The organism is Aurantiacibacter zhengii, from assembly GCF_003584125.1.
GTDB lineage: Bacteria > Pseudomonadota > Alphaproteobacteria > Sphingomonadales > Sphingomonadaceae > Alteraurantiacibacter > Alteraurantiacibacter zhengii.
Map to the genome: position 1 here is coordinate 377,645 of NZ_QXFL01000001.1, position 18,846 is coordinate 396,490.

The window sequence follows — 18,846 nt, forward strand, 5'->3', positions numbered from 1 at the left end:
TTCAGTCCCGCGCCGGGGTTTCTGCCGCCAGCCTGCTCATCAGGATCGCGGCCCGCTGCGCCTGCCGCGTGAAACTGCGCAGGTCCGCGCTCTCGCCCACCGCATGGCTGCCCGATCCATCCGGGCCCATGCCCGCCAGCCCGTCGGCATAGGGCGCGACGAAGCTGATATCGGCGGCCCCGCGCAGGGCGGGCGGATAGATGCCCATTTCACCCAGCCCCATGTCCGCGTTGATCGCGTTCAGCCGGGCCAGCAGCGCGCTGCTTCCCTCGGTCGGCGACATCGGCGGGTAACTGAACTCGAACTCTATCGTCGCATCGGTGCCGGGCAGGTTGGCATCGACAATGGCCTGCATCGCGGCAACCGCGCGATCGGTCTGTTCCTGGGTCAAGGTACGCAGATCGCCGCGCGCCACGGCGTCGGAGGGGATGATGTTGGTCTTGCCGCTGCCCGCGGCCGAGAGGTTGTCATCCCCCAGCGCGGCGGGGGTGCCGCCGGCCATGAAACCCACATTGTAGGTCAGGTTCTCTTCCGGCAACTGCGTGCGGAAGCCATCGAGGATGCGCGCCATCTCGTAAATCGCGCCGTATCCCGACCCTTCGCTGAACACGCGCGAGGAATGGCCGGTGCGGCCCGTGGTCGTCAGCGTCCAGCTGTTCGACGAACGCCGCGCGACCACGCCCATGTCGCGCCCATCCACCACCGAGAGCCCCTCGAACCCCAGCGCCACGTCGGCCCACTGGCCCGCCTCGATCAGGTGCTGACGCGATTGTGCGATCGGATCGCCCGCATCCTCCTCGTCCCCCGTCAGCGCGACGACGATGTTGGCACCGTCAAGCGTGCCCGCCGCCTGCATGGCGCGCAGGGAGGAAAGGATCACGACGATACCGCCCTTGTCATCGACCACCCCCGGCCCGGTGGCAGTGTCCCCGTCGCGGACGAATTGCTGGAATGGCGAGTCCGGTTCGAACACGGTGTCAATATGGCCGATCATCAGGATGCGGGTGCTATCCGGATCCCCCTCGCGGCGCGCAAAGAGGTGTCCGGCGCGGTCGACATGGCTCTGGTCGATCCACTCCACATCGAAGCCCAGCGCCTCGAATTCGGGCATGAGCATCTGCCCGACTTCGCGCACGCCGTCATGGTTGTAGGTGCCGGAATTGACGTTGGTTATGGCTTCGAGAAGGGCGACATCGTTCTCGAAACTCGCTTCCACGCTCTGGATCATCACCTGTTCGGCAGGGGTGATCTGCGCGTGTGCGGGGGCAGAAAGGGCGATGGCGGAGCCGACAAGCAGCCCGCTGGCGATTCGAGAAGACATCCGTGAAGGTTAGCCGAGCCCCGGCTGTCGGCAAGTGCGCAGTCAGTCCCGCGATCGAGCAATAATCGCCGCCAGATCATCCGGCACCGGCATCGGGCGAAATGGGCTGACCTCGGCACCGCCCGTGTTGCCTTCGGGAATCCAGCCGACCGCGGTCTTGGTAGCTGCACCGATAATGCGAACGACCTGTCCGAACATTTCGCGCCCGCTACCTTGCCGCCATGCCCAGCACAGCATCGCCACATGCACCGCCACATGATCGCGGGTAGAATACTGGCTGAGGATATGCGCCCGCTCCAGCCGAGCGAACGCATCGTTCACCCGTCCTTCGCGTTCCAACCGGCCAGCCTCCGCCAACTCTTCGCGGACGAAGCGGCGAAGGCGGCGGTTGTCCATCAATACACCCGTTTCTTCGGCTCGATGTACTTGATGTCGTCGGTCAGCGTGTATTCGTGGACCGGGCGGTAGTCGATCTTCACGTCACCGCCCTTGCCGCCCCAGCCTTCGAACCAAGCTGCGGTGTGCTTCATCCACTCGGCATCGTTGCGATCGGGGAAATCCTCGTGCGCGTGAGCGCCGCGGCTTTCCTTGCGGTTTTCCGCGCTGGACATCGTCACCACGGCCTGCGCCATCAGGTTGTCGAGTTCCAGCGTCTCGATCAGATCGCTGTTCCAGATCAGCGAGCGGTCGCTGACCTTGATGTCCTGCATGCGCTTGTTGGTCTCGGCCAGCGACTTGACGCCCGCTGCCATCAGCTCGCTGTCGCGGAACACGGCGGCGTGCTTCTGCATCGTCTTCTGCATCTCGGCACGCACCGCTGCGGTGGGCGATCCGCCATCGGCGTGGCGGAAGTGGTCGAGACGGCCAAGCGCGAAATCGGCGCTGTCGGGTGCGAGTTCGTCGTGGCTCTGGCCCGGCGTGATCAGTTCCTTCAGGCGGAAGCCGGTCGCGCGGCCGAACACCACGAGGTCGATCAGCGAGTTCGAACCCAGGCGGTTCGCCCCGTGCACCGAAACGCAGGCCGCCTCGCCCACGGCGAACAGGCCGGGCACCACGGTATCGGGATTGCCGTCTGCGCCAATGGTCACGACTTCGCCGTGGTAGTTACAGGGGATGCCGCCCATGTTGTAATGCACCGTCGGGGTGACCGGCAGCGGCTGGCGCGTCAGGTCGACGCCGGCAAAGATCTTGCCGCTTTCGGTGATGCCGGGAAGGCGTTCGGCCAGCACCTTGGGATCGATGTGATCGAGGTGCAGGTGAATGTGATCCTTGTCCGGCCCCACGCCGCGCCCTTCGCGCATTTCCAGCGCCATCGAGCGCGATACGACATCGCGGCTGGCGAGGTCCTTCGCACTGGGGGCATAGCGTTCCATGAACCGCTCGCCCTCGGAATTGGTGAGGTAGCCGCCCTCCCCGCGTGCGCCCTCTGTAATCAGCACGCCCGCGCCGTAGATGCCGGTGGGGTGGAACTGCACGAATTCCATGTCCTGCAATGGCAGGCCGGCGCGCAGCACCATGCCGCCGCCGTCACCCGTGCAGGTGTGGGCGCTGGTGGCGGTGAAGTAACAGCGGCCATAGCCGCCCGTTGCCAGCACCACGCCGTGGCTGCGGAAACGGTGGATCGAACCATCGTCCAGGCACATGGCGAGCACGCCGACGCAGGCGCCGTCCTTCATGATCAGGTCGATGGCGAAGTATTCGATATAGAAATCTGCGCTATACTTCAGGCTCTGCTGGTAGAGCGCGTGCAGCATGGCGTGGCCGGTGCGGTCAGCCGCGGCGCAGGTGCGCTGCACCGGCGGGCCTTCGCCCATGTTCTGCATGTGCCCGCCAAAGGGGCGCTGGTAGATCGTGCCGTCCTCGTTACGGCTGAACGGCACGCCCGCGTGCTCCAGCTCGTAAACCGCCTGCGGGGCTTCGCGTGCAAGGTATTCGATGGCGTCCTGGTCGCCCAGCCAGTCGGCACCCTTCACGGTGTCGTACATGTGCCACTGCCAGTGATCGGGCGTATTGTTGCCCAGCGAAGCGGCGATGCCGCCCTGCGCTGCCACCGTGTGCGAACGGGTGGGGAAGACCTTGGAAATGTTGGCCGTCTTCAGGCCCGCTTCTGCCGCGCCCATGGTCGCGCGCAGGCCCGAGCCGCCCGCGCCCACCACGACCACGTCATAGGTGTGGTCGATGATCGGGTAGGCTTTGCCGTTGATTTCGAAGGTGGCTTTATGTGCCATGTCAGGCAGCTCCTGCGGAGAAGGCGAGGCGAGCGATGCAGAACAGGCCGAATGCGGCGCCTGCAAAGCTGGCGATGTTCAAGGCGAGAATGGCGGCGAACTTTGTGCCGGATTCGTGCAGGTAATCCTCGATAAGGACCTGCAAGCCCAGCCGCGCGTGCCAGAAGGTGGACACCACCAGCAGCGCCACCATGAAGGCAGGCAGCGGGGCGGACAGCCAGCCCGCAACGCTGGCGTACGAATAGTCGCCCAGTAACGCCAGCGACACGCCGAGGAACAGCACCGTCACGAGGTTACCGACCGCGGTGAAGCGCTGCATCAGCCAGTGATGCGGACCCTGGTGGGCTGCGCCGAGGCCGCGCACGCGGCCGATGGAAGTTCCGTTACCCATGGTGTTTCGTCCCTATCAAGCCAGCAGGATCAGGGCCCAGAAGACCGCCGTCAGCACGACGCCGCCGACCATCGAAATGACCGACCAGGTGCGGTTGGTATCCAGTTCGTAGCCCGCGCCAAGGTCCAGCACGAAGTGGCGCAGGCCAGAGCACATGTGGGTGAAGAAGGCCCAGGTCAGGCCGATCAGCACCACCTTGCCATACCAGGCGGAGGCATGGGTGTGGAACGTCTCGTAAGCTTCCGGCCCGCCAGCCAGCGCCCCCAGCCACCACAGCAGCACGCCCAGCCCGACGATGGCCATGCCATCCCCCGATACGCGGTGCAGGATGGATACCGCCATGTGCGGTCCCCATTTCCAGATTTGCAGGTGCGGTGATAGCGGGCGGTTGGCCATTTAGCGTCCCATTGCGTGAGTTAGAGCCCAAAGTTCGTGCCCTCCCTCTAGCGATTGTGGCGCGCGTGACAAGCGGCCCTTCGGCCATATCGGGCAGATTTCTCCCGATATCGGTCCCAACGCCGACGGCGCGCTCGCGCGGACTTTCCCCGCAGGGTTCCCCCCGCTATGACCCTGATCCATGACCAACATTCTCGTCACCGGCAGCAGCCGAGGTATCGGACAGGCGATTGCAGACCAGCTGGCGGAGCGGGGCTGCAACGTCATGGGACACGCCACCCGCGAAATCGATTCGCGCACGATCGCCGCGGACTTCGCCGATCCCCCTGCCCCGCAGATGCTGTGGGAAGAGGCGCTGGACCGGCTGGATGGCCGTATCGACGTGCTTGTCAACAATGCCGGCCTGTTCGAGCAGATCCCGCTGCACGCCAGCGACATCGAATGGCTGGACCGGTGGGAGGATACGCTGCGCATCAACCTGACTGCCGCAGCGCAGCTCAGCCGCTTTGCCGTGCGCCACTGGCAGGATCGCGGCTGCGGCGGGCGCATCGTCCATATCGCCAGCCGCGCTGCCTATCGCGGGGACTCGCCCGCGCACTGGCATTATGCCGCGGCCAAGGGCGGCATGGTGGCCATGCACAAGACCATCGCGCGCGGCTATGCCGCCGAAGGCATCCTTTCCTTCGCCATCACGCCGGGGTTCACCGACACATCGATGGCAGGCGACTACCTCGACAGTCGCGGGGGCGAAGGACTGCTGGCCGATATCCCGCTGGGCCGCGTGGCAGAGCCGGAGGAGATTGCAGACATCGCCGTGTTCTGCAGCCTCGACGCGCCACCCAGCATGACCGGCGCGGTAATCGATGCCAACGGCGCCAGTTATGTGCGGTAAATGGGCCGCCGCGCTGGCGAGCCTGTTGCTGGCCGCCTGCGTCGCCCCGCAGCCGCCTGTCCCTTCCGCCAGCATGGCCACGCTCGATGCCGCCCGCGCCGGTGCGGACAGCGGCACGGCATGGGCGCAGGACTGCACCGACTGGGACGACTGGGACAAGCGCGCCCGCCCGTTCCACGTTTACGGAGACACCTACCACGTCGGCACCTGCGGCATATCCGCGATACTGATTGCAGGACCGGCAGGCCACGTGCTGATCGACAGCGGCACCCGCAACGGCGCACGCGTGGTGCTGAGCAACATTCGCACGCTTGGCTTCCAGCCGGAAAACCTGCGCGCCGTGCTGACCAGCCACGAACACTTCGATCATGTCGGCGGCCTGTGGTGGGTGCACCAGAACAGCGGCGCGCGCATTCTTACATCCCCGCAGGCGCTGCCGGTGCTGGAAACCGGCATGGCCGCAGCGAACGATCCGCAATACGGCATGCACGATCCGATGACCCCGGTTCCAGGCCGGGCCGTATCCGCGGTAACGCCTGGACAGGCGGTGGAGATCGCCGGCCTGCGCTTCATGCCGATTGCCACTCCCGGCCACACGCCGGGCGCGCTGACATGGCAGTGGGAAAGCTGCGAGGCGGGCGAGTGCAAGACCATCGTCTATGCCGACAGCCTTTCCGCCGTCAGCGCCGACAATTACAGGTTTTCCGACCATGCCGAATACGTGCAGGCCTATCGCGATGGACTGGCCCGCCTGGCCGCCCTGGACTGCGACATCCTGCTCACCCCCCACCCCTCGGCCAGCGGCATGCGTGACAAATTGCTGGCAAGCGACTGGCAAAGTGGCGCGAATTGCGCCAGTTATGCCGCCGACAGGGGGGCAAGGCTGGATGATCGGCTGGCCCGAGAGGGGACGCAATGAGCTGGAAGCTATCCGCCCTTGCTACGAAAGAGCGAGTCGAGGAAGCGCTGGACAGGCGCGAAGAAATCATCGGTTGGGACGAGAATATCGTCCTTACCGCCTACGAGGTCGATCCCAAGCAGCCCGAGGTGTGGCGGTTGGAGGCCTATACTCCCGGTGAGCCGAACGATGCCGAGCGTGCCGCCCTGCACGAGCTTTTCGACGAGCCCGTGCCGCCGATCCTGGCGGAAAAGCTGCCGGACACCGACTGGGTGAGCGAAAGCCAGAAGGGCGTGAACCCGATCCGTGCCGGTCGGTTCCGCGTACGCACCCCCGATCACAAGCCGCTGGGCGACCCCTCGCTGACCGAATTCGTGATTCCTGCCGCGCAGGCCTTTGGCACCGGTCAACACGAAACCACGGCGGGCTGCCTGGAAATGCTCGACATCATGAAGCGCCAGGGTCTCACGCCGCGAAGCGTGGCGGATATCGGCACCGGTACCGGCCTGCTGGCCTTTGCCGCCATGGACCTGTGGCCGCTGGCCCATGCCGTTGCCAGCGATATCGATCCGGTGTGCGAGCCCGCGGTGATCGGCAACTGCGACATGAATGACATTCCGCTGGGCACGGAGCGCGGCGAACTGGCCATGGTTATCGCCGATGGCATGGACGATCCCTCGTTGCAGGCGCGCGCGCCTTACGACCTGCTGATCGCGAACATCCTGGCCGGACCGCTGATCGCGATGGCGCACGATTTCGCGGATGCTGTCTCGCCGCGCGGCAGCGTGCTGCTGGCGGGGCTGCTGGAAAGGCAGGAAAGAACGGTGCGGGCCGCTTATCTCAAGGCCGGTTTTCGCGTGCACCGGCGCATCGTCAATGGCGACTGGAGCATCCTGTGGCTGCGGCGTCGGTTTCTGAGGTAACGCGATCGCCAGTGGTTCGCCGCCTGCTGCGCGCGGGGCTGGCGATACTGGCCGTGCTGGTAGCGCTGGCCGTCGGCTATCCGCTGGCAGCCTGGATCGGCAGTTCGATCCCCCGCCACGAAACGGTCGCAGCGACGGGGGAAACGTCGGAAACGGTTCAGATCATGGTGGAGACCAACGGTACCCACACCGGCATCATCGTGCCCATCGTCACCGCGACGAAAGACTGGCGCGAGAGCTTGCCCAGCGCTGCGCGGCGCGATGCCTACGGTCGATATCCGACGCACCTTTCACTTGGCTGGGGCGAGCGCGAGGTCTTCCTGAACGTGCCGACCTGGGGCGACCTGAAAGCCAGTACCGCGCTGCGCATTGCGACGACAGGCGGCGATGCGCTGATGCGGGTAAGCCATTACGTGCGCCCCGCCCCCAGCCCGAACCATCGCCCGGTTACCATCACACAGGCGCAGTACGCGCGCCTCGTCGCCGCCATCGAACGCGCGCTGCCCGAAGTTGCCGAGGGAGAGGACCGCCCGGTCCTGACCGGCACTTACGTCGACGATGCCTATTACGAGGCGAAGGGCAGCTACTCACTCGCCAACACCTGCAACACATGGGTCGGTAACACGCTGGCCGAAGCGGGCATCGAAATGGGACTGTGGACCCCGTTTGCCGGCGGGGTGATGGAATGGATACCGGAGCCTGCCCCGCCCGATTAAGCCGCCCGATCATGGTTAAACATCAGGGTTATTAGCGCAGTAACACCTGGGCAAACTTGCATTGTCGCAGTGCAGCATATCCTGTATGGTTACTTTCGCGATACACAGCACGAGATGGGGCAATTGCATGGGCGAACGCAGTGTCGAGCGGCATGATATTTCCATCATGGGCACGCTGCGCACCGGAACCGGCAAGCGCGAGGTGACGATCGTGGACCTGTCGGAACGCGGCTGCCGTATCCTGGATCGCATGGGCTTTCTCTCGCCCGATCTGGGGGTTACCATCAAGATCGGCCCCGTCGGACCGGTAGATGCCACGGTGCGCTGGCAGGACCGGCCCTATGCCGGCATCCGCTTCAACAACCCGCTCTATCCCGCGGTGTTGGATCATATCCGCACCCATTTCGACCTGCGCGATCTGGGCAGGGGTAACATCGACAATCCAGGCGGAACGCCGGGCTGACCTGACGCCGAGCTGGCAGGAACCTCCCCGCCCCGCCGGCCATTACCCTTGCATCATCCCTACGATGCAAGAGAAGTTTCCATGACCAAGACCCTGCTCATCACCGGCGCCTCCAGCGGGATCGGCGAGGCAACCGCCCGCGCTGCCGCCGAAAACGGCTGGAACGTGGCCCTGCTGGCCCGTTCCGAAGACAAGCTGAACACGCTGGCAGGCGATATCGGCGATGCCGCGCTGGCACTGCCGTGCGACGTCACCGATCGCGATGCGCTGAACGCGGCGATTGCGAAGGCGGTCGATCATTTTGGCGGGCTGGATGCGGTTTTCGCCAACGCCGGAAAGGGCGTGGACAATCCCGGCGTGGAAAAAGGCGACCCGGAAGAATGGCACGACATGATCCATCTCAACATCCTCGCCGTGCTCTACACCGCCCACGCCGCCATTCCGCACCTGCGCAAGACCAAGGGGACGTTCGTCGTCACCGGGTCCAAGGCCGGGCGCGACCACATGCAGGGTTCCATCTACAGCGCTACCAAGTGGTTCGTGCAAGGCTTCGCCGGCAACCTGGCGGAGGAGATGCGCGAATGGGGCGGTCGCTGCACCGTCATCACGCCCGGCATGGTGGACACAGCCTTCTTCGACGAGGCCAAGCCAACCAAGCTGCAACCGCGCGACATCGCCGATGCCGTCGTCTTCGCCCTCGGACAGCGCGACACGTCATGCGTGCGCGAAATCCACCTGATGCCGAACGACTAGGCTAGCCCGCCGCCGCCACGATTTCGGCCCAGCCTGCTTCGTCGATCACCTCGATCCCCAGTTCGGCGGCCTTCTTCAGCTTCGATCCCGCGCCCGGACCTGCCACAAGCAGGTCGGTCTTGGCGCTGACCGATCCGCTGGCCTTGGCCCCCAGGCGCTCGGCCTGCGCCTTGGCTTCGTCGCGGCTCATGGTCTCCAGCTTGCCGGTGAACACCACGGTCTTGCCCGCGACGGGGCTGTCCAGCGTTTCCACCTCGTATCGCGGCGGGGAGACTTCGGAGAGCAGGTCGTCCCACACGGTGCGGTTGTGCTCCTCGTGGAAGAAGTCGCCCAGCGCTTCCACCACGGCCCCGCCAATGCCGTCGATGCTCGTGAGCGAGGCCGCCGCCTCCTCGTCGCCCGCCCGCGCGTGCTGCGCCGTTTCCCGCAGGGCCGGCAGTTCGTGGAAGTTCTTCATCAGGTCGCGCGCCGTCACCGCCCCGACGTGGCGAATGCCGAGGCCGAACAGCAGGCGCGCGGCATCGGGCTCGCGCTTGGCCTCGATGCTGGCGATGAGGTTGTCGACCGACTTCTCCTTCCAGCCTTCCAGCGCCAGGATCTCGTCGCGCTTGCGGTGCAGGCGGAAGATGTCGGCAGGGCCGTTGTCCAGCCAGCCGCGCTCCATGAATTCGGCGATGGTCTTCTCGCCCATCCCCTCGATATCCAGCGCGGCGCGGCTGACGAAGTGCTTCAGCCGCTCGTACTGCTGCGCCTTGCAGATGAGGCCACCGGTGCAGCGCACGTCGACCTCGCCTTCCTCGCTCACCGCTTCGGAACCGCACACGGGGCACTCGGCGGGAAAGTGGAAGGCAGGCCGCTCCGCGTCGCGGGTCAGGTTCTCCACCACCTGCGGGATGACATCGCCCGCGCGCTGGATCACCACGCGGTCGCCCGGACGCACGCCAAGCCGCTCGATCTCGTCACGGTTGTGCAAGGTCACATTGGTGACGGTCACCCCGCCCACCAGCACCGGGGCCAGTCGCCCGACCGGAGTCAGCTTGCCCGTGCGGCCAACCTGGATGTCGATGGACTCCAGCGTCGTCTCGGCCTGCTCGGCAGGGAACTTGTGCGCCAGCGCCCAGCGCGGCGCCTTCGCCACGAAGCCGAGCCGCTTCTGCCAGTCGAGCCGGTCGACCTTGTAGACAACGCCGTCGATCTCGTAAGGCAGGCCAACACGCCCTTCGGAAATGCTGCGATAATGGTGCAGCATAGCCTTCACATCACTGCACAATTTCAGGTCGGGAGAAATGGGCAGCCCCCACCTCTCGATCTGCCGCATCACTTCGAGCTGGGTATCGCCGGGAACGTGGCTGGCCGCGCCCCAGCCGTGCGCCCAGAAGCGCAAGGGGCGGCGGGCGGTGACGCTGGCGTCCTTCTGCCGCAGCGACCCGGCGGCGGCATTGCGGGGGTTGGCGAATAGCTTTTCGCCCGCCTCTTCCTGCGCAGCATTGAGCGCAGCAAAATCCTGTTTCGCCATGTAAACTTCGCCGCGCACCTCGAACACGTCGGGCACCTTGTCACCGACAAGCTGCTGGGGAATATCGGCGATGTGGGCGACGTTCGGCGTAACGTTCTCGCCCACCTGCCCATCGCCGCGTGTGGCGGCCAGCACCAGCTTGCCGCTCTCGTAACGCAGCGAGCAGGAAAGCCCGTCGATCTTGTCCTCCGCCGTGAAGGCAACGGGCTCGTCTTCTCCCAGCGACAGGAACCGCCGCACGCGGGCAACGAAGTCCTCCACCTCCTCGTCGGAAAAGGCGTTGTCGAGGCTCATCATGCGAACCTCGTGACTCACCTTGGACAGGGGCGATGCGGCAATTTCGTGGCCCACCGCTTTGCTGGGCGAATCCTCACGGACAAGGTGCGGAAACTGCTCTTCCAGTTCGGCATTGCGCCGTACCAGCGCGTCGTACTCGGCGTCGGAAATCTCCGGATCGTCCTCCGCGTGGTAGAGCCGGTTGTGATGCGCGATCTGCCTGGCCAGCCGCATCAGTTCGTTCGCGGCTTCGGCTTCGGAAATGGTCTCGCTCACTCGGCAATGATCCTCATGTCGCGGGTGAACTGCCAGCGCGCGCCATCCCACTCGCCGTTGTAGAGGTAGCTCATCGAATTTCCGCCGTTCGAGCGATAGCCGCCCCAGGCGCTGCAACTCGTATCGCTGGCACAGGCGAATTCGTGGATCGTGAAGACCATCGCGGCTTCCCCGGTTTCGCTATCCTGCCAGCCCTGCGCGGTGTTCGTGCACCGCGCCATGGGGGCAAGCTGCGGGAAACGGGCGATCAGCGCGGTCTCCTCCCCAGCGGAAGGCCCGCCAAGCTGACCGTCATCGCCATACCACGCGGCGCAGACCGTGGGCCGGTTGATGACATCGGATTCGAAATATCCGGCCAGCATGTGTTCCAGCAGGGCAAGGCGCGGATTATCCTGCTGCAAGGCAAGCGCGGGCAGCGGATCGGGGTTGGCGACGGTCTCCCCCGCTTCGGTCACGCAGGCCGAGAGCAGGAGCAGCGACAGGGTAAGGGGAATGATACGCATGACGCCTCATCCGCCGACTGGCCTGTGTTTTCAAGCCCTCAACGCGCTTGTGCGCACTAAGCGCCCTCCAGCAACCTGTCTGCCTGGGCCCGCGCTTCGTCGGTGACTTCCGCACCGGAAAGCATGCGGGCGATTTCCTCCTGCCGCCCTTCAGCGTCCAGCAGCGCGACCGAGGTCTTTGTTACCGTGCCCTCGTTCGACTTGGCGATCATGTAATGCGTGCGCCCACGCGCGGCGACCTGGGGTGAGTGCGTCACGGCCAGCAACTGCCCACCCTCACCCTTGTTGCCATTGGCAAGCCGCGCTAGCCGTTCGCCGATGGCAGATGCCACCGCCCCGCCCACGCCGCGGTCGATCTCGTCGAAGATCACCGTCGCCGCGCCGCCCTGCTCCGCCAGCGCCACTTTCAGCGCCAGGATGAAGCGGGAAAGTTCGCCGCCTGATGCGATCTTGCCCAGCGGGGCAAAGTCCGCGCCCGGATTGGTGGCGATCAGGAATTCGACCGAGTCCATGCCGTGCGCGCTCCACTTCTCCTCGGGCTGCTCGGCAACTGCCGTCTTGAAACGGGCGGAATCGAGCTTGAGCGGCGCCAACTCGGCGGCAACGGCCTCGTCCAGTTGCATGGCAGCGCCCACGCGCGTGCCGTGAAGCGCCTCTGCCCGCGCACGATAGACTTCGTGCGCAGTGCGTTCCGCCTTTTCCAGGTCGGCGAGGTCGGCATCGCCCTGTTCGATGGCGTCCAGCTTGGCGCGCAGGCCGCGCATTACCTCGGGCAGGTCGTCCACCTGGCAATTGTGTTTGCGGGCCAGTGCGCGCAGTTCGAACAGGCGCTGCTCGATACGGTCCAGTTCCAGCGGGTCGTGCTGCAGGGCCTCGCCCGCCGCCTGCAATTTCTCTTCCGCCTCTCCCGCCTCGATCACGGCGCGGTCGAGCGCGGCCAGCGCCTCTGCCAGCAGGGGATGTTCGGGCGCAATCCGGTCCAGCTTGCGCGCTGCCACGCGCAGGGCGGCGAGCGGGGAATCGGATCCGTCCCAGACCGTGCGCAGGTCTTCCAGGTCGCCCGCCAGCTTTTCGCCCTTCTGCATGTCGGTGCGCGAATTGGCGAGCGTCTCCTCCTCCCCCTCCTGCGGTTCGATATTGGTGAGTTCGGAAAGGTGCGCCAGCAACAGGTCCTGGTCGGCCCTGGCCTGTTCGATCGCTTCTCGCTCGGCAGCCAGCTTGCTGCGCGCCTTGCGCCAGTCTTCCCATGCGGCAGCCACGCCCGCCACATCCGCATCGGCATAGCGATCCAGCAGCATGCGGTGGCCGCGCGGGTTTACCAGCCCGCGGTCGTCGTGCTGGCCGTGCAGTTCCACCAGCGCGCCCGCCAGCGTGCGCAGCAGGGCCACGCCTACGGGCTGGTCGTTGACGAAGGCCTTGGACCCGCCATCGGCCTTCAGGCGGCGGCGGATGATCAGCGGTTCGCCCGGCTCGATCTCCACTTCCGCTTCCTCCAGCGCATCTTGCAGGAGCGCCGGCAGCGTGCCGAATTCGAATGTCGCGGTAACGCTCGCCTGGTCCTCTCCAGCGCGAACCAGCGCGGTGTCGGCACGGTTGCCCAGCACCAGGCCCAACGCATCCAGCAGGATCGACTTGCCCGCCCCGGTTTCGCCCGTCAGCACGCCAAGCCCCGGCCCGAATGACAGGTCGAGCGCGTCGATCAGCACGATGTTCCGGATAGAAAGCGCGGTGAGCATAGGCCGTCAGGCTTTACGGCCACGCCAGCATCAGCGCAACGACCGGGACACCCCAAAAGGGTGGACGGCGACGTTTTCTTAACCAGTTCCGGTCACACTGGCTTGGTAATTTCAGGGTCTTGGCAATTCAGGAGGGGCGACACGGATGTCCGTGCTCACGATCAGGGCATACAGGCGTTACGCCACCCGACTGCCGGTCAGGCTGCGGCGCGACGGGCGCAAGGCCGCATCCGGACTGCTGATCGAACTGTCGCAGCAGGGGGCGCGTATCAGCAACCTGGGACGCAGCACCTATGAGGTGGGCGACAGTGTCACGATCGTCACCAGCACCGATCTGGAAATCGAAGGCACGATCCGCTGGGCGCACGACGGGCTGGCCGGTGTACGCCTGTGCTGCCCGTTGCACCTGCCGGAAATGCGTGACCTGCTGGAACTCAATCGCCGCGAACAGGGCGATATGGACCGCCGCTACGGCACCTGAAAGGCCTGCCGATCAGCCGCCGACGCGCGCGGGCGCGTGCTCCTGCATCAGCTCGAACGCCTTTTCATACCACTCGTTGCCGGGATAGTTGGCCCCCAGCACCGCGGAATACCGCTGCGCCTCTTCGGGAATGCCCAGCGCCAGGCTGGACTCGGTCAGGCGGTACAGCGCCTCGGGCGTGTGGCTGGTGGTCTGGTAATCTTCCACCACGTTCTGGAAACGCAGCTGCGAGGCCAGCCACTGGCCGGTGCGCTGGTAGAACCGGCCGATTTCCATTTCCTTACCCGCAAGGTGATCGTTCAGCAGGTCGATCTTCAGGCGCGCATCGTCGGCATAGGCGCTTTCGGGAAAACGACGGACGATTTCGTTCATGGCCTGCAACGCGCGTTCGGTAATCGCCTGGTCGCGCTCGATATCGCTGATCTGCTCGTAATAGCTCATGGCGATCAGGTAATAGGCATAGGGCGCATCGCGGTTGCCGGGGTGGATCGACAGGAAGCGTGAGGCCGACTGGATGGCCTTGGTATAATCGCGCGCCGCGTAATAGGAAAACGCGCTCATCAGCTGCGCCCGGCGGGCCCATGGCGAATAGGGGTGCTGGCGTTCCACCTCGTCGAACAGGCCGGCGGCCAGTTTCAGGTCGCCGCGCTCAAGCCGTGAACGGGCCGCGGTGTAGAGCGATTCGACGTCGCGTGCGACATAGGCAAGGTCGGTCGCGCCCGTATCCGGGCCGCCGCCGCAGCCGGTCAGCATCGTTGCACAGGCGGCGCCCAGCAGCGCGCTACGGATGGAAAGCTTCACAGTCATGGCTCGCCTATAACTAGCCTCGCGCTGAACGCCAAGTGAAGTGCGCAAGGCTTTGCCGCTTTCTCTTCCCTTCCCGCTTTCGCGTGGCGTGCCTTTGCGATGCTTGCGAAGCGCCCTCTCGTCACGAAGCATTGTTGCACGTGCAAGGAAATCGACGTTCGTCGGTTGCAGTCACGCAGTTGTCGGGACTGTTGGAATTCCGTCGATTCCAGCCCTGTTCCGGTCGAGCATTGCATGATGTGCGCCGCTCCTTTGCCTAGATCACAGTCACCGCTCCGGCCCATCCCCCCAACGAAAAGCGGGCCGGAGCAACAGAGGAAAGAGGAGGAAGACCATGAAGACCATTTCCATCAAGACCGGCCTGGCCGCCGCTCTCGCTGCCAGCGCCGTGCTGGCCGCCCCCGTCAGCGCCGCCGAAGCCGAGTCGGTTGCAGTGCGCTACAGCGATCTCGATCTGTCCACCCAGGCGGGCCAGGCCGCTCTCGAACGCCGCCTGCACCGTGCTGCGGAGGAAGTCTGCGGCATCGATCGCCGCACATCGGGCGCGGCACTGCCCAGTTCCGAAGCACGCCGCTGCTATCGCGAGACCATCTTGAACTTCGACCAGGAAATCGCCCTCCGCGCCGAAGCGCAGCAGCGCGGCTGAGACTTCCCGCAAACGGTACCGGGCCGTCTCTCTAGCGCAGGGTAAGATGCGCGGCGGACACGGCCTGCCGGTGGCGACAGCCAGCCGGCGCAGATAACAGGTATCGGTCTGACCCGCCGCTGCGGCTCTTCAGGGAGGCCGCCCGGCGGGTCTTCTTTTGGCCGGATCCGGCGTGCCGGGGCTGGCCTAATCCCGCAGGCATTCCTATAGCCTGCAGGCATGGCAAAGGCCCTTTTCGAACTCAATCCCGATCTCGACCGCGCCGGACTGGCGCAGCGTTTCGCCGCCGACACCCGCCTGCAGGTGGAGAACATCCTGACGGACGAAACCGCCCGCGAACTGCGCGAGATCATGGTGTCAGGCACCGAATGGGGCGTCGCCATCCAGGCGGGCGCCGACGCGCAGCCGCGGTCGTGGCGCGGGCGCGACCTGCGCGATCCGGACACCAGCCGAGAGGTGGTGGAACTGGTCAAGGCGACGGACCGTGCCGCCGCAGCAGGCGACTACGCCTTCCGTTCGCACCGCTATTCTCTCGTCGAGGGGTTGCAGAAAGGCTGGGCCCCGGGCGGCCCACACGAATTGCTGCTGGAATACCTGAACGCGCCCGATTTCCTCGGCCTGATGCGCGACATCACCGGCATGGCGGACCTGGCCAAGGCCGATGGCCACGCCAGCTGCTTTGGCCCCAACCACTTCCTTGGCAGGCACATCGACAGCCACGTGGCCGAGGGATGGCGCATTGCCTATGTGCTGAACCTGACCATCGATGACTGGCATCCCGACTGGGGCGGCTACCTGGTGTTCTATGATGACGAGGGCAATATCGAGACCGGCTTCATGCCGCGCTTCAACACGCTGAACCTGTTCAAGGTCCCCCAAGCGCACGCGGTAACCTATGTGCCGCCCTACGCGCCGCGCGGGCGCTATGCCATCAGCGGATGGCTGCGCGACCGGTGATGATCGGCCTTTCCGCGCAGGACTATGCCGCACAGGCCATGGCGGCGGCGCAGCGGGGCGACCGTGTCTCGGCACTCGCGACCCTCGCGCAGGGCACTGCGGCGCACCCGAAGGACGGGCAGCTATGGCACTATTCCGCCAGCCTGCGTCTGCAATCGGGCGATCCGGCAGGTGCGGCCGAGCATTTCGGCAAGGCGAGCGCGTTGGTGCCCGCCAATTTCGACTGGGCCATCGACCACGCCATCGCGCTGAGCGCCGCGGGGCGCAACGAGGAAGCGCTGGACGTGCTCGCGAAGATCGAGCGGCAGGCACGGTCGCACGCGCATTACTGGTCCACGCGCGGCAACGCGGCGCGGGGCGCAGGCAAGATGGCGCTTTCAGCCGAGTATTACGACAAGGCGCTGGCCATCGAACCTGCACGGCCCAAGGCGCTGCACGGGCGCGCCGCCGTGGCGCTGGAACGCGGCGAGACGGGCGCAGCGGCGCGGTTCGACCGGGCGCTGGCGGTATTGCAGAGCGATCCGGAAGCATGGCTGGGCAAGGCCCAGGCGCTCGATGCGGAAGGCCGCGTGGAAGAGGCGCGCGAGCTGGCGCAGATGCTGGTCGACCGTATTCCGCGCTGGCAGGCTGCGCTGAAATTCCTGGCGCAGTTGCGGCTGGCGGCAGCCGAGCCTGACTTCGCCTCTCACTACGGCGAGGCGGCGAAAAAAGCACCGGGCGATACGGCCATCTTCACCGAGTGGGCGCACCAGTATTACGGACTGGGCGAACCGGGCAAGGCATTGGAAGTGATCCGGCAGGCCCGCCGCACGTTTCCCGATGCCGCGCGGCTTGCGCTGGTGGAGGCATTCTACGCCGGGGCCGCGGGGGAGAATGCAGCGGCAGAGGCGCTGTTCGCGTCGCTTTCCGACGATACCGAGGAACGCTGGGTGCACGAGGGGCGCCATGCCCTGCGCCAGGGCGAGCTTGATCGCGCGGAAGAAGCGCTGGCAAAGGCGATCGCGCACAATCCGGGCAGCATTTCCGCCTGGGCCGGTCGCGATTTCGTCTGGCGCCTGACCGGGAACGAACGCGCGCACTGGCTGCACGGCCAGGAAGGGCTGGTGCGGCTGATGGAGCTGGAGGATGCGGACAAGGTCCTGCCCCCGGCCATCGCCGTCCTGGAGCAAATCCACGAGAACAGCCCCTTCCCGCTCGGCCAGTCGCTGCGCGGCGGCACGCAGACGCGCGGACGCCTGTTCGACCGGACAGAGCCCGCCATCATCGCCTTGGGCCAGGCGATAGAGGCGACGCTGGAACGCTATCGCGAGGGACTGCCACCGGCAGACGAGAGCCATCCTCTGCTGCGGCATCGCGATAACCCCTGGGCGATCAAGGGATCGTGGTCGGTGCGCCTTTCGGGCGGGGGGGACTATCACGCGCCGCATGTCCACCCGCAGGGTATTCTTTCTTCCGCCCTCTATCTTGTCCTGCCGCCGATGAACGATGCGGACGACACGAAAGCGGGCTGGCTGGAGCTGGACCGCCCGCCCCCCGATCTCGGTCTCGACCTCGACCCGCTTTACACCCTGCGCCCGCGCGAAGGGCACCTCGCGCTGTTCCCCAGCACGCTTTACCATGGCACCGTTCCCTTCAGCCAAAGCCGCCGGATGACGGTTGCATTCGACGTTCAGCCTGCGATGAATGGAGGATGGGCAACGGGGATATAAACCAGGCGTGGGATACGTTCTGGGAACGGGAGCGCCGTAAGGGCACCAAGGCTGCGCGCACCGACGCGGGGCGCGGCATGCCGGAGAGCTGGAACCGCATCGAACGCCAGCGGGAACGCGTGTGGAAAGACTTCGCGCGAACTTTGCCCAAGGGTGCGCGTATCCTGGATCTTGGCACCGGCGACGGGCACGTGATGGCCCATCTCCTTAGGGCGAGACGAGACCTGAAGCTGCTCGGCATAGACCGGGCGGGCGCCCTCCCCGATCCGCCGCGCGGCGCAAAGGTGCGCGGCGGGGTCATGATGGAAGACCTGCCGCTGCCGGACGGGCGTTTCGCCGCCGTCACCAGCCAGTTCGCCTTCGAATACGGGGACCTGCCGAGCGCCGCCGTGGAGGTTGCGCGCGTGCTGAAACCGGGGGGCATGGCCGCGTTGATGACGCACCGGCTGGATGGTCCCATCGTCGCCCACAACCGAAAGCGGCGTGCGCAGATCGCGTGGGCCTTGGAGGATCAGCAACTGCTGAAAGCGGCGCGTGGCAGCCTGGGCCTGCGCAGCGCGGGGATCGCCGCCCTGCCCCGGCAAGTGATCGAGGCACCGGAGAAAGGCGCTGCCCTGCACGGCCCTGCCTCGGCCGCGTGGGAGATCGCCGAAGCTATCCGCCAGACCCTGCATCACGGGCGGCAGGACAGCCCTGCGAACGTGAAGGCAATCCTGACAGAGATAGAGGCGCAGGCCGAGAACGAACTGGGGCGCATCGCCTCGCTCGAAGCTGCGGCCACAGCCGCTGGGGATGGCGCGCCGATCATTACGGCCATGGCTGACGCAGGACTGGAACTGGTCGAAGATCGCCAGTTGCTGGACGGCATATCGGCTGCGCCGTTTGCCGACTTCCGGACCTTCCGCAAGGCCTGAACCCCGCCGCCGGATAAAGCGCGGGCGTTCTCATCATCACCAGA

General features: G+C 65.9%; 20 protein-coding genes. 11 read left to right on the forward strand and 9 right to left on the reverse strand.

Going from position 1 to position 18,846, the window contains the following annotated elements; translation table 11 throughout:
• Window position 1: 1 nt before the first annotated feature.
• Genes D2V07_RS01880 through sdhC form a run of 5 tightly spaced genes read right to left on the reverse strand, consistent with a single transcriptional unit; the run spans window position 2 to window position 4,336 of the window.
• Window positions 2-1,321, reverse strand: coding sequence for a M20/M25/M40 family metallo-hydrolase (locus D2V07_RS01880; RefSeq protein ID WP_119584310.1), 1,320 nt, complete (start codon window positions 1,319-1,321; stop codon window positions 2-4).
• Between the two features lie 42 nt (window positions 1,322-1,363).
• The gene (locus tag D2V07_RS01885) at window positions 1,364-1,717 is read right to left on the reverse strand and encodes a DUF3703 domain-containing protein (protein ID WP_119584311.1); all 354 of its coding nucleotides are present in this window, start codon (window positions 1,715-1,717) and stop codon (window positions 1,364-1,366) included.
• Window positions 1,717-3,549, reverse strand: coding sequence for a succinate dehydrogenase flavoprotein subunit (gene sdhA, locus D2V07_RS01890; RefSeq protein WP_199698709.1), 1,833 nt, complete (start codon window positions 3,547-3,549; stop codon window positions 1,717-1,719). The genes D2V07_RS01885 and sdhA overlap by 1 nt, the downstream gene beginning before the upstream one ends.
• A gap of 1 nt (window position 3,550) precedes the next feature.
• A complete protein-coding gene (sdhD, locus tag D2V07_RS01895) occupies window positions 3,551-3,940 on the reverse strand; it encodes a succinate dehydrogenase, hydrophobic membrane anchor protein (protein ID WP_119584312.1) in 390 nt (129 codons plus the stop codon).
• A gap of 15 nt (window positions 3,941-3,955) precedes the next feature.
• Window positions 3,956-4,336 (reverse strand): succinate dehydrogenase, cytochrome b556 subunit, encoded by a 381-nt coding sequence (sdhC, locus tag D2V07_RS01900; protein WP_119584313.1) that lies wholly within the window; start codon window positions 4,334-4,336, stop codon window positions 3,956-3,958.
• A 181-nt stretch (window positions 4,337-4,517) separates the two neighbouring features.
• Between sdhC and D2V07_RS01905 the strand changes: the two genes are divergently transcribed.
• From D2V07_RS01905 to D2V07_RS01930, 6 genes are all read left to right on the forward strand, one after another.
• On the forward strand, window positions 4,518-5,228 hold the full coding sequence (locus D2V07_RS01905; RefSeq protein ID WP_119584314.1) for an SDR family NAD(P)-dependent oxidoreductase: 711 nt from the start codon (window positions 4,518-4,520) through the stop codon (window positions 5,226-5,228).
• A complete protein-coding gene (gene bla, locus D2V07_RS01910; protein ID WP_199698710.1) occupies window positions 5,218-6,147 on the forward strand; it encodes a subclass B3 metallo-beta-lactamase in 930 nt (309 codons plus the stop codon). Before D2V07_RS01905 ends, bla begins: the two co-directional genes overlap by 11 nt.
• Window positions 6,144-7,049 carry a 50S ribosomal protein L11 methyltransferase gene (locus D2V07_RS01915; protein ID WP_119584315.1) on the forward strand — a complete coding sequence of 302 codons (906 nt, stop codon included), beginning with the start codon at window positions 6,144-6,146 and terminating at the stop codon, window positions 7,047-7,049. Before bla ends, D2V07_RS01915 begins: the two co-directional genes overlap by 4 nt.
• Window positions 7,050-7,060: 11 nt before the next feature.
• Window positions 7,061-7,765: a DUF2459 domain-containing protein gene (locus D2V07_RS01920; protein ID WP_119584316.1), complete on the forward strand. Its 705-nt coding sequence runs from the start codon at window positions 7,061-7,063 to the stop codon at window positions 7,763-7,765.
• 127 nt (window positions 7,766-7,892) lie between these two features.
• A complete protein-coding gene (locus D2V07_RS01925) occupies window positions 7,893-8,228 on the forward strand; it encodes a PilZ domain-containing protein (RefSeq protein WP_158586746.1) in 336 nt (111 codons plus the stop codon).
• An 81-nt stretch (window positions 8,229-8,309) separates the two neighbouring features.
• The gene (locus tag D2V07_RS01930; RefSeq protein WP_119584318.1) at window positions 8,310-8,981 is read left to right on the forward strand and encodes an SDR family oxidoreductase; all 672 of its coding nucleotides are present in this window, start codon (window positions 8,310-8,312) and stop codon (window positions 8,979-8,981) included.
• A 1-nt stretch (window position 8,982) separates the two neighbouring features.
• On the opposite strand, the gene ligA is transcribed toward D2V07_RS01930, so the two are convergent.
• From ligA to recN, 3 genes are read right to left on the reverse strand one after another with little or no spacing between them, the layout of a single operon-like run.
• A complete protein-coding gene (gene ligA / locus D2V07_RS01935; protein ID WP_119584836.1) occupies window positions 8,983-11,007 on the reverse strand; it encodes an NAD-dependent DNA ligase LigA in 2,025 nt (674 codons plus the stop codon).
• A 38-nt stretch (window positions 11,008-11,045) separates the two neighbouring features.
• Complete coding sequence (locus D2V07_RS01940; RefSeq protein ID WP_119584319.1) at window positions 11,046-11,552, reverse strand: hypothetical protein; 507 nt, start codon at window positions 11,550-11,552, stop codon at window positions 11,046-11,048.
• A 56-nt stretch (window positions 11,553-11,608) separates the two neighbouring features.
• Window positions 11,609-13,288 (reverse strand): DNA repair protein RecN, encoded by a 1,680-nt coding sequence (recN, locus tag D2V07_RS01945; RefSeq protein WP_119584320.1) that lies wholly within the window; start codon window positions 13,286-13,288, stop codon window positions 11,609-11,611.
• Between the two features lie 145 nt (window positions 13,289-13,433).
• Between recN and D2V07_RS01950 the strand changes: the two genes are divergently transcribed.
• Complete coding sequence (locus D2V07_RS01950) at window positions 13,434-13,769, forward strand: PilZ domain-containing protein (RefSeq protein WP_119584321.1); 336 nt, start codon at window positions 13,434-13,436, stop codon at window positions 13,767-13,769.
• A gap of 12 nt (window positions 13,770-13,781) precedes the next feature.
• Here D2V07_RS01950 and D2V07_RS01955 read toward each other — a convergent pair whose 3' ends face one another.
• Entirely contained in the window at window positions 13,782-14,576 is a 795-nt protein-coding gene (locus D2V07_RS01955) for an outer membrane protein assembly factor BamD (protein WP_119584322.1), read from the reverse strand.
• A gap of 334 nt (window positions 14,577-14,910) precedes the next feature.
• Between D2V07_RS01955 and D2V07_RS01960 the strand changes: the two genes are divergently transcribed.
• From D2V07_RS01960 to D2V07_RS01975, 4 genes are all read left to right on the forward strand, one after another.
• On the forward strand, window positions 14,911-15,222 hold the full coding sequence (locus tag D2V07_RS01960) for a UrcA family protein (RefSeq protein WP_119584323.1): 312 nt from the start codon (window positions 14,911-14,913) through the stop codon (window positions 15,220-15,222).
• A 219-nt stretch (window positions 15,223-15,441) separates the two neighbouring features.
• On the forward strand, window positions 15,442-16,179 hold the full coding sequence (locus D2V07_RS01965; RefSeq protein WP_119584324.1) for a 2OG-Fe(II) oxygenase: 738 nt from the start codon (window positions 15,442-15,444) through the stop codon (window positions 16,177-16,179).
• The gene (locus D2V07_RS01970; protein ID WP_119584325.1) at window positions 16,161-17,888 is read left to right on the forward strand and encodes a 2OG-Fe(II) oxygenase family protein; all 1,728 of its coding nucleotides are present in this window, start codon (window positions 16,161-16,163) and stop codon (window positions 17,886-17,888) included. Before D2V07_RS01965 ends, D2V07_RS01970 begins: the two co-directional genes overlap by 19 nt.
• Window positions 17,870-18,802, forward strand: a complete 933-nt coding sequence (locus D2V07_RS01975) for a class I SAM-dependent methyltransferase (protein WP_119584326.1) — start codon at window positions 17,870-17,872, stop codon at window positions 18,800-18,802. Before D2V07_RS01970 ends, D2V07_RS01975 begins: the two co-directional genes overlap by 19 nt.
• Window positions 18,803-18,846: the final 44 nt, after the last annotated feature.

Coding starts and splice junctions, on each gene's coding strand:
- bla (WP_199698710.1), top strand. CDS start 5,218: ATGTGCGGTAAATGGGCCGCCGCGCTGGCGAGCCTGTTGCTGGCCGCC.
- D2V07_RS01965 (WP_119584324.1), top strand. CDS start 15,442: ATGGCAAAGGCCCTTTTCGAACTCAATCCCGATCTCGACCGCGCCGGA.
- D2V07_RS01950 (WP_119584321.1), top strand. CDS start 13,434: ATGTCCGTGCTCACGATCAGGGCATACAGGCGTTACGCCACCCGACTG.
- D2V07_RS01915 (WP_119584315.1), top strand. CDS start 6,144: ATGAGCTGGAAGCTATCCGCCCTTGCTACGAAAGAGCGAGTCGAGGAA.
- D2V07_RS01970 (WP_119584325.1), top strand. CDS start 16,161: ATGGCTGCGCGACCGGTGATGATCGGCCTTTCCGCGCAGGACTATGCC.
- recN (WP_119584320.1), bottom strand. CDS start 13,288: ATGCTCACCGCGCTTTCTATCCGGAACATCGTGCTGATCGACGCGCTC.
- D2V07_RS01930 (WP_119584318.1), top strand. CDS start 8,310: ATGACCAAGACCCTGCTCATCACCGGCGCCTCCAGCGGGATCGGCGAG.
- D2V07_RS01880 (WP_119584310.1), bottom strand. CDS start 1,321: ATGTCTTCTCGAATCGCCAGCGGGCTGCTTGTCGGCTCCGCCATCGCC.
- D2V07_RS01955 (WP_119584322.1), bottom strand. CDS start 14,576: ATGACTGTGAAGCTTTCCATCCGTAGCGCGCTGCTGGGCGCCGCCTGT.
- sdhD (WP_119584312.1), bottom strand. CDS start 3,940: ATGGGTAACGGAACTTCCATCGGCCGCGTGCGCGGCCTCGGCGCAGCC.
- D2V07_RS01960 (WP_119584323.1), top strand. CDS start 14,911: ATGAAGACCATTTCCATCAAGACCGGCCTGGCCGCCGCTCTCGCTGCC.
- sdhA (WP_199698709.1), bottom strand. CDS start 3,549: ATGGCACATAAAGCCACCTTCGAAATCAACGGCAAAGCCTACCCGATC.
- D2V07_RS01940 (WP_119584319.1), bottom strand. CDS start 11,552: ATGCGTATCATTCCCCTTACCCTGTCGCTGCTCCTGCTCTCGGCCTGC.
- D2V07_RS01905 (WP_119584314.1), top strand. CDS start 4,518: ATGACCAACATTCTCGTCACCGGCAGCAGCCGAGGTATCGGACAGGCG.
- ligA (WP_119584836.1), bottom strand. CDS start 11,007: ATGCGGCTGGCCAGGCAGATCGCGCATCACAACCGGCTCTACCACGCG.
- D2V07_RS01975 (WP_119584326.1), top strand. CDS start 17,870: ATGGGCAACGGGGATATAAACCAGGCGTGGGATACGTTCTGGGAACGG.
- D2V07_RS01885 (WP_119584311.1), bottom strand. CDS start 1,717: ATGGACAACCGCCGCCTTCGCCGCTTCGTCCGCGAAGAGTTGGCGGAG.
- sdhC (WP_119584313.1), bottom strand. CDS start 4,336: ATGGCCAACCGCCCGCTATCACCGCACCTGCAAATCTGGAAATGGGGA.
- D2V07_RS01925 (WP_158586746.1), top strand. CDS start 7,893: ATGGGCGAACGCAGTGTCGAGCGGCATGATATTTCCATCATGGGCACG.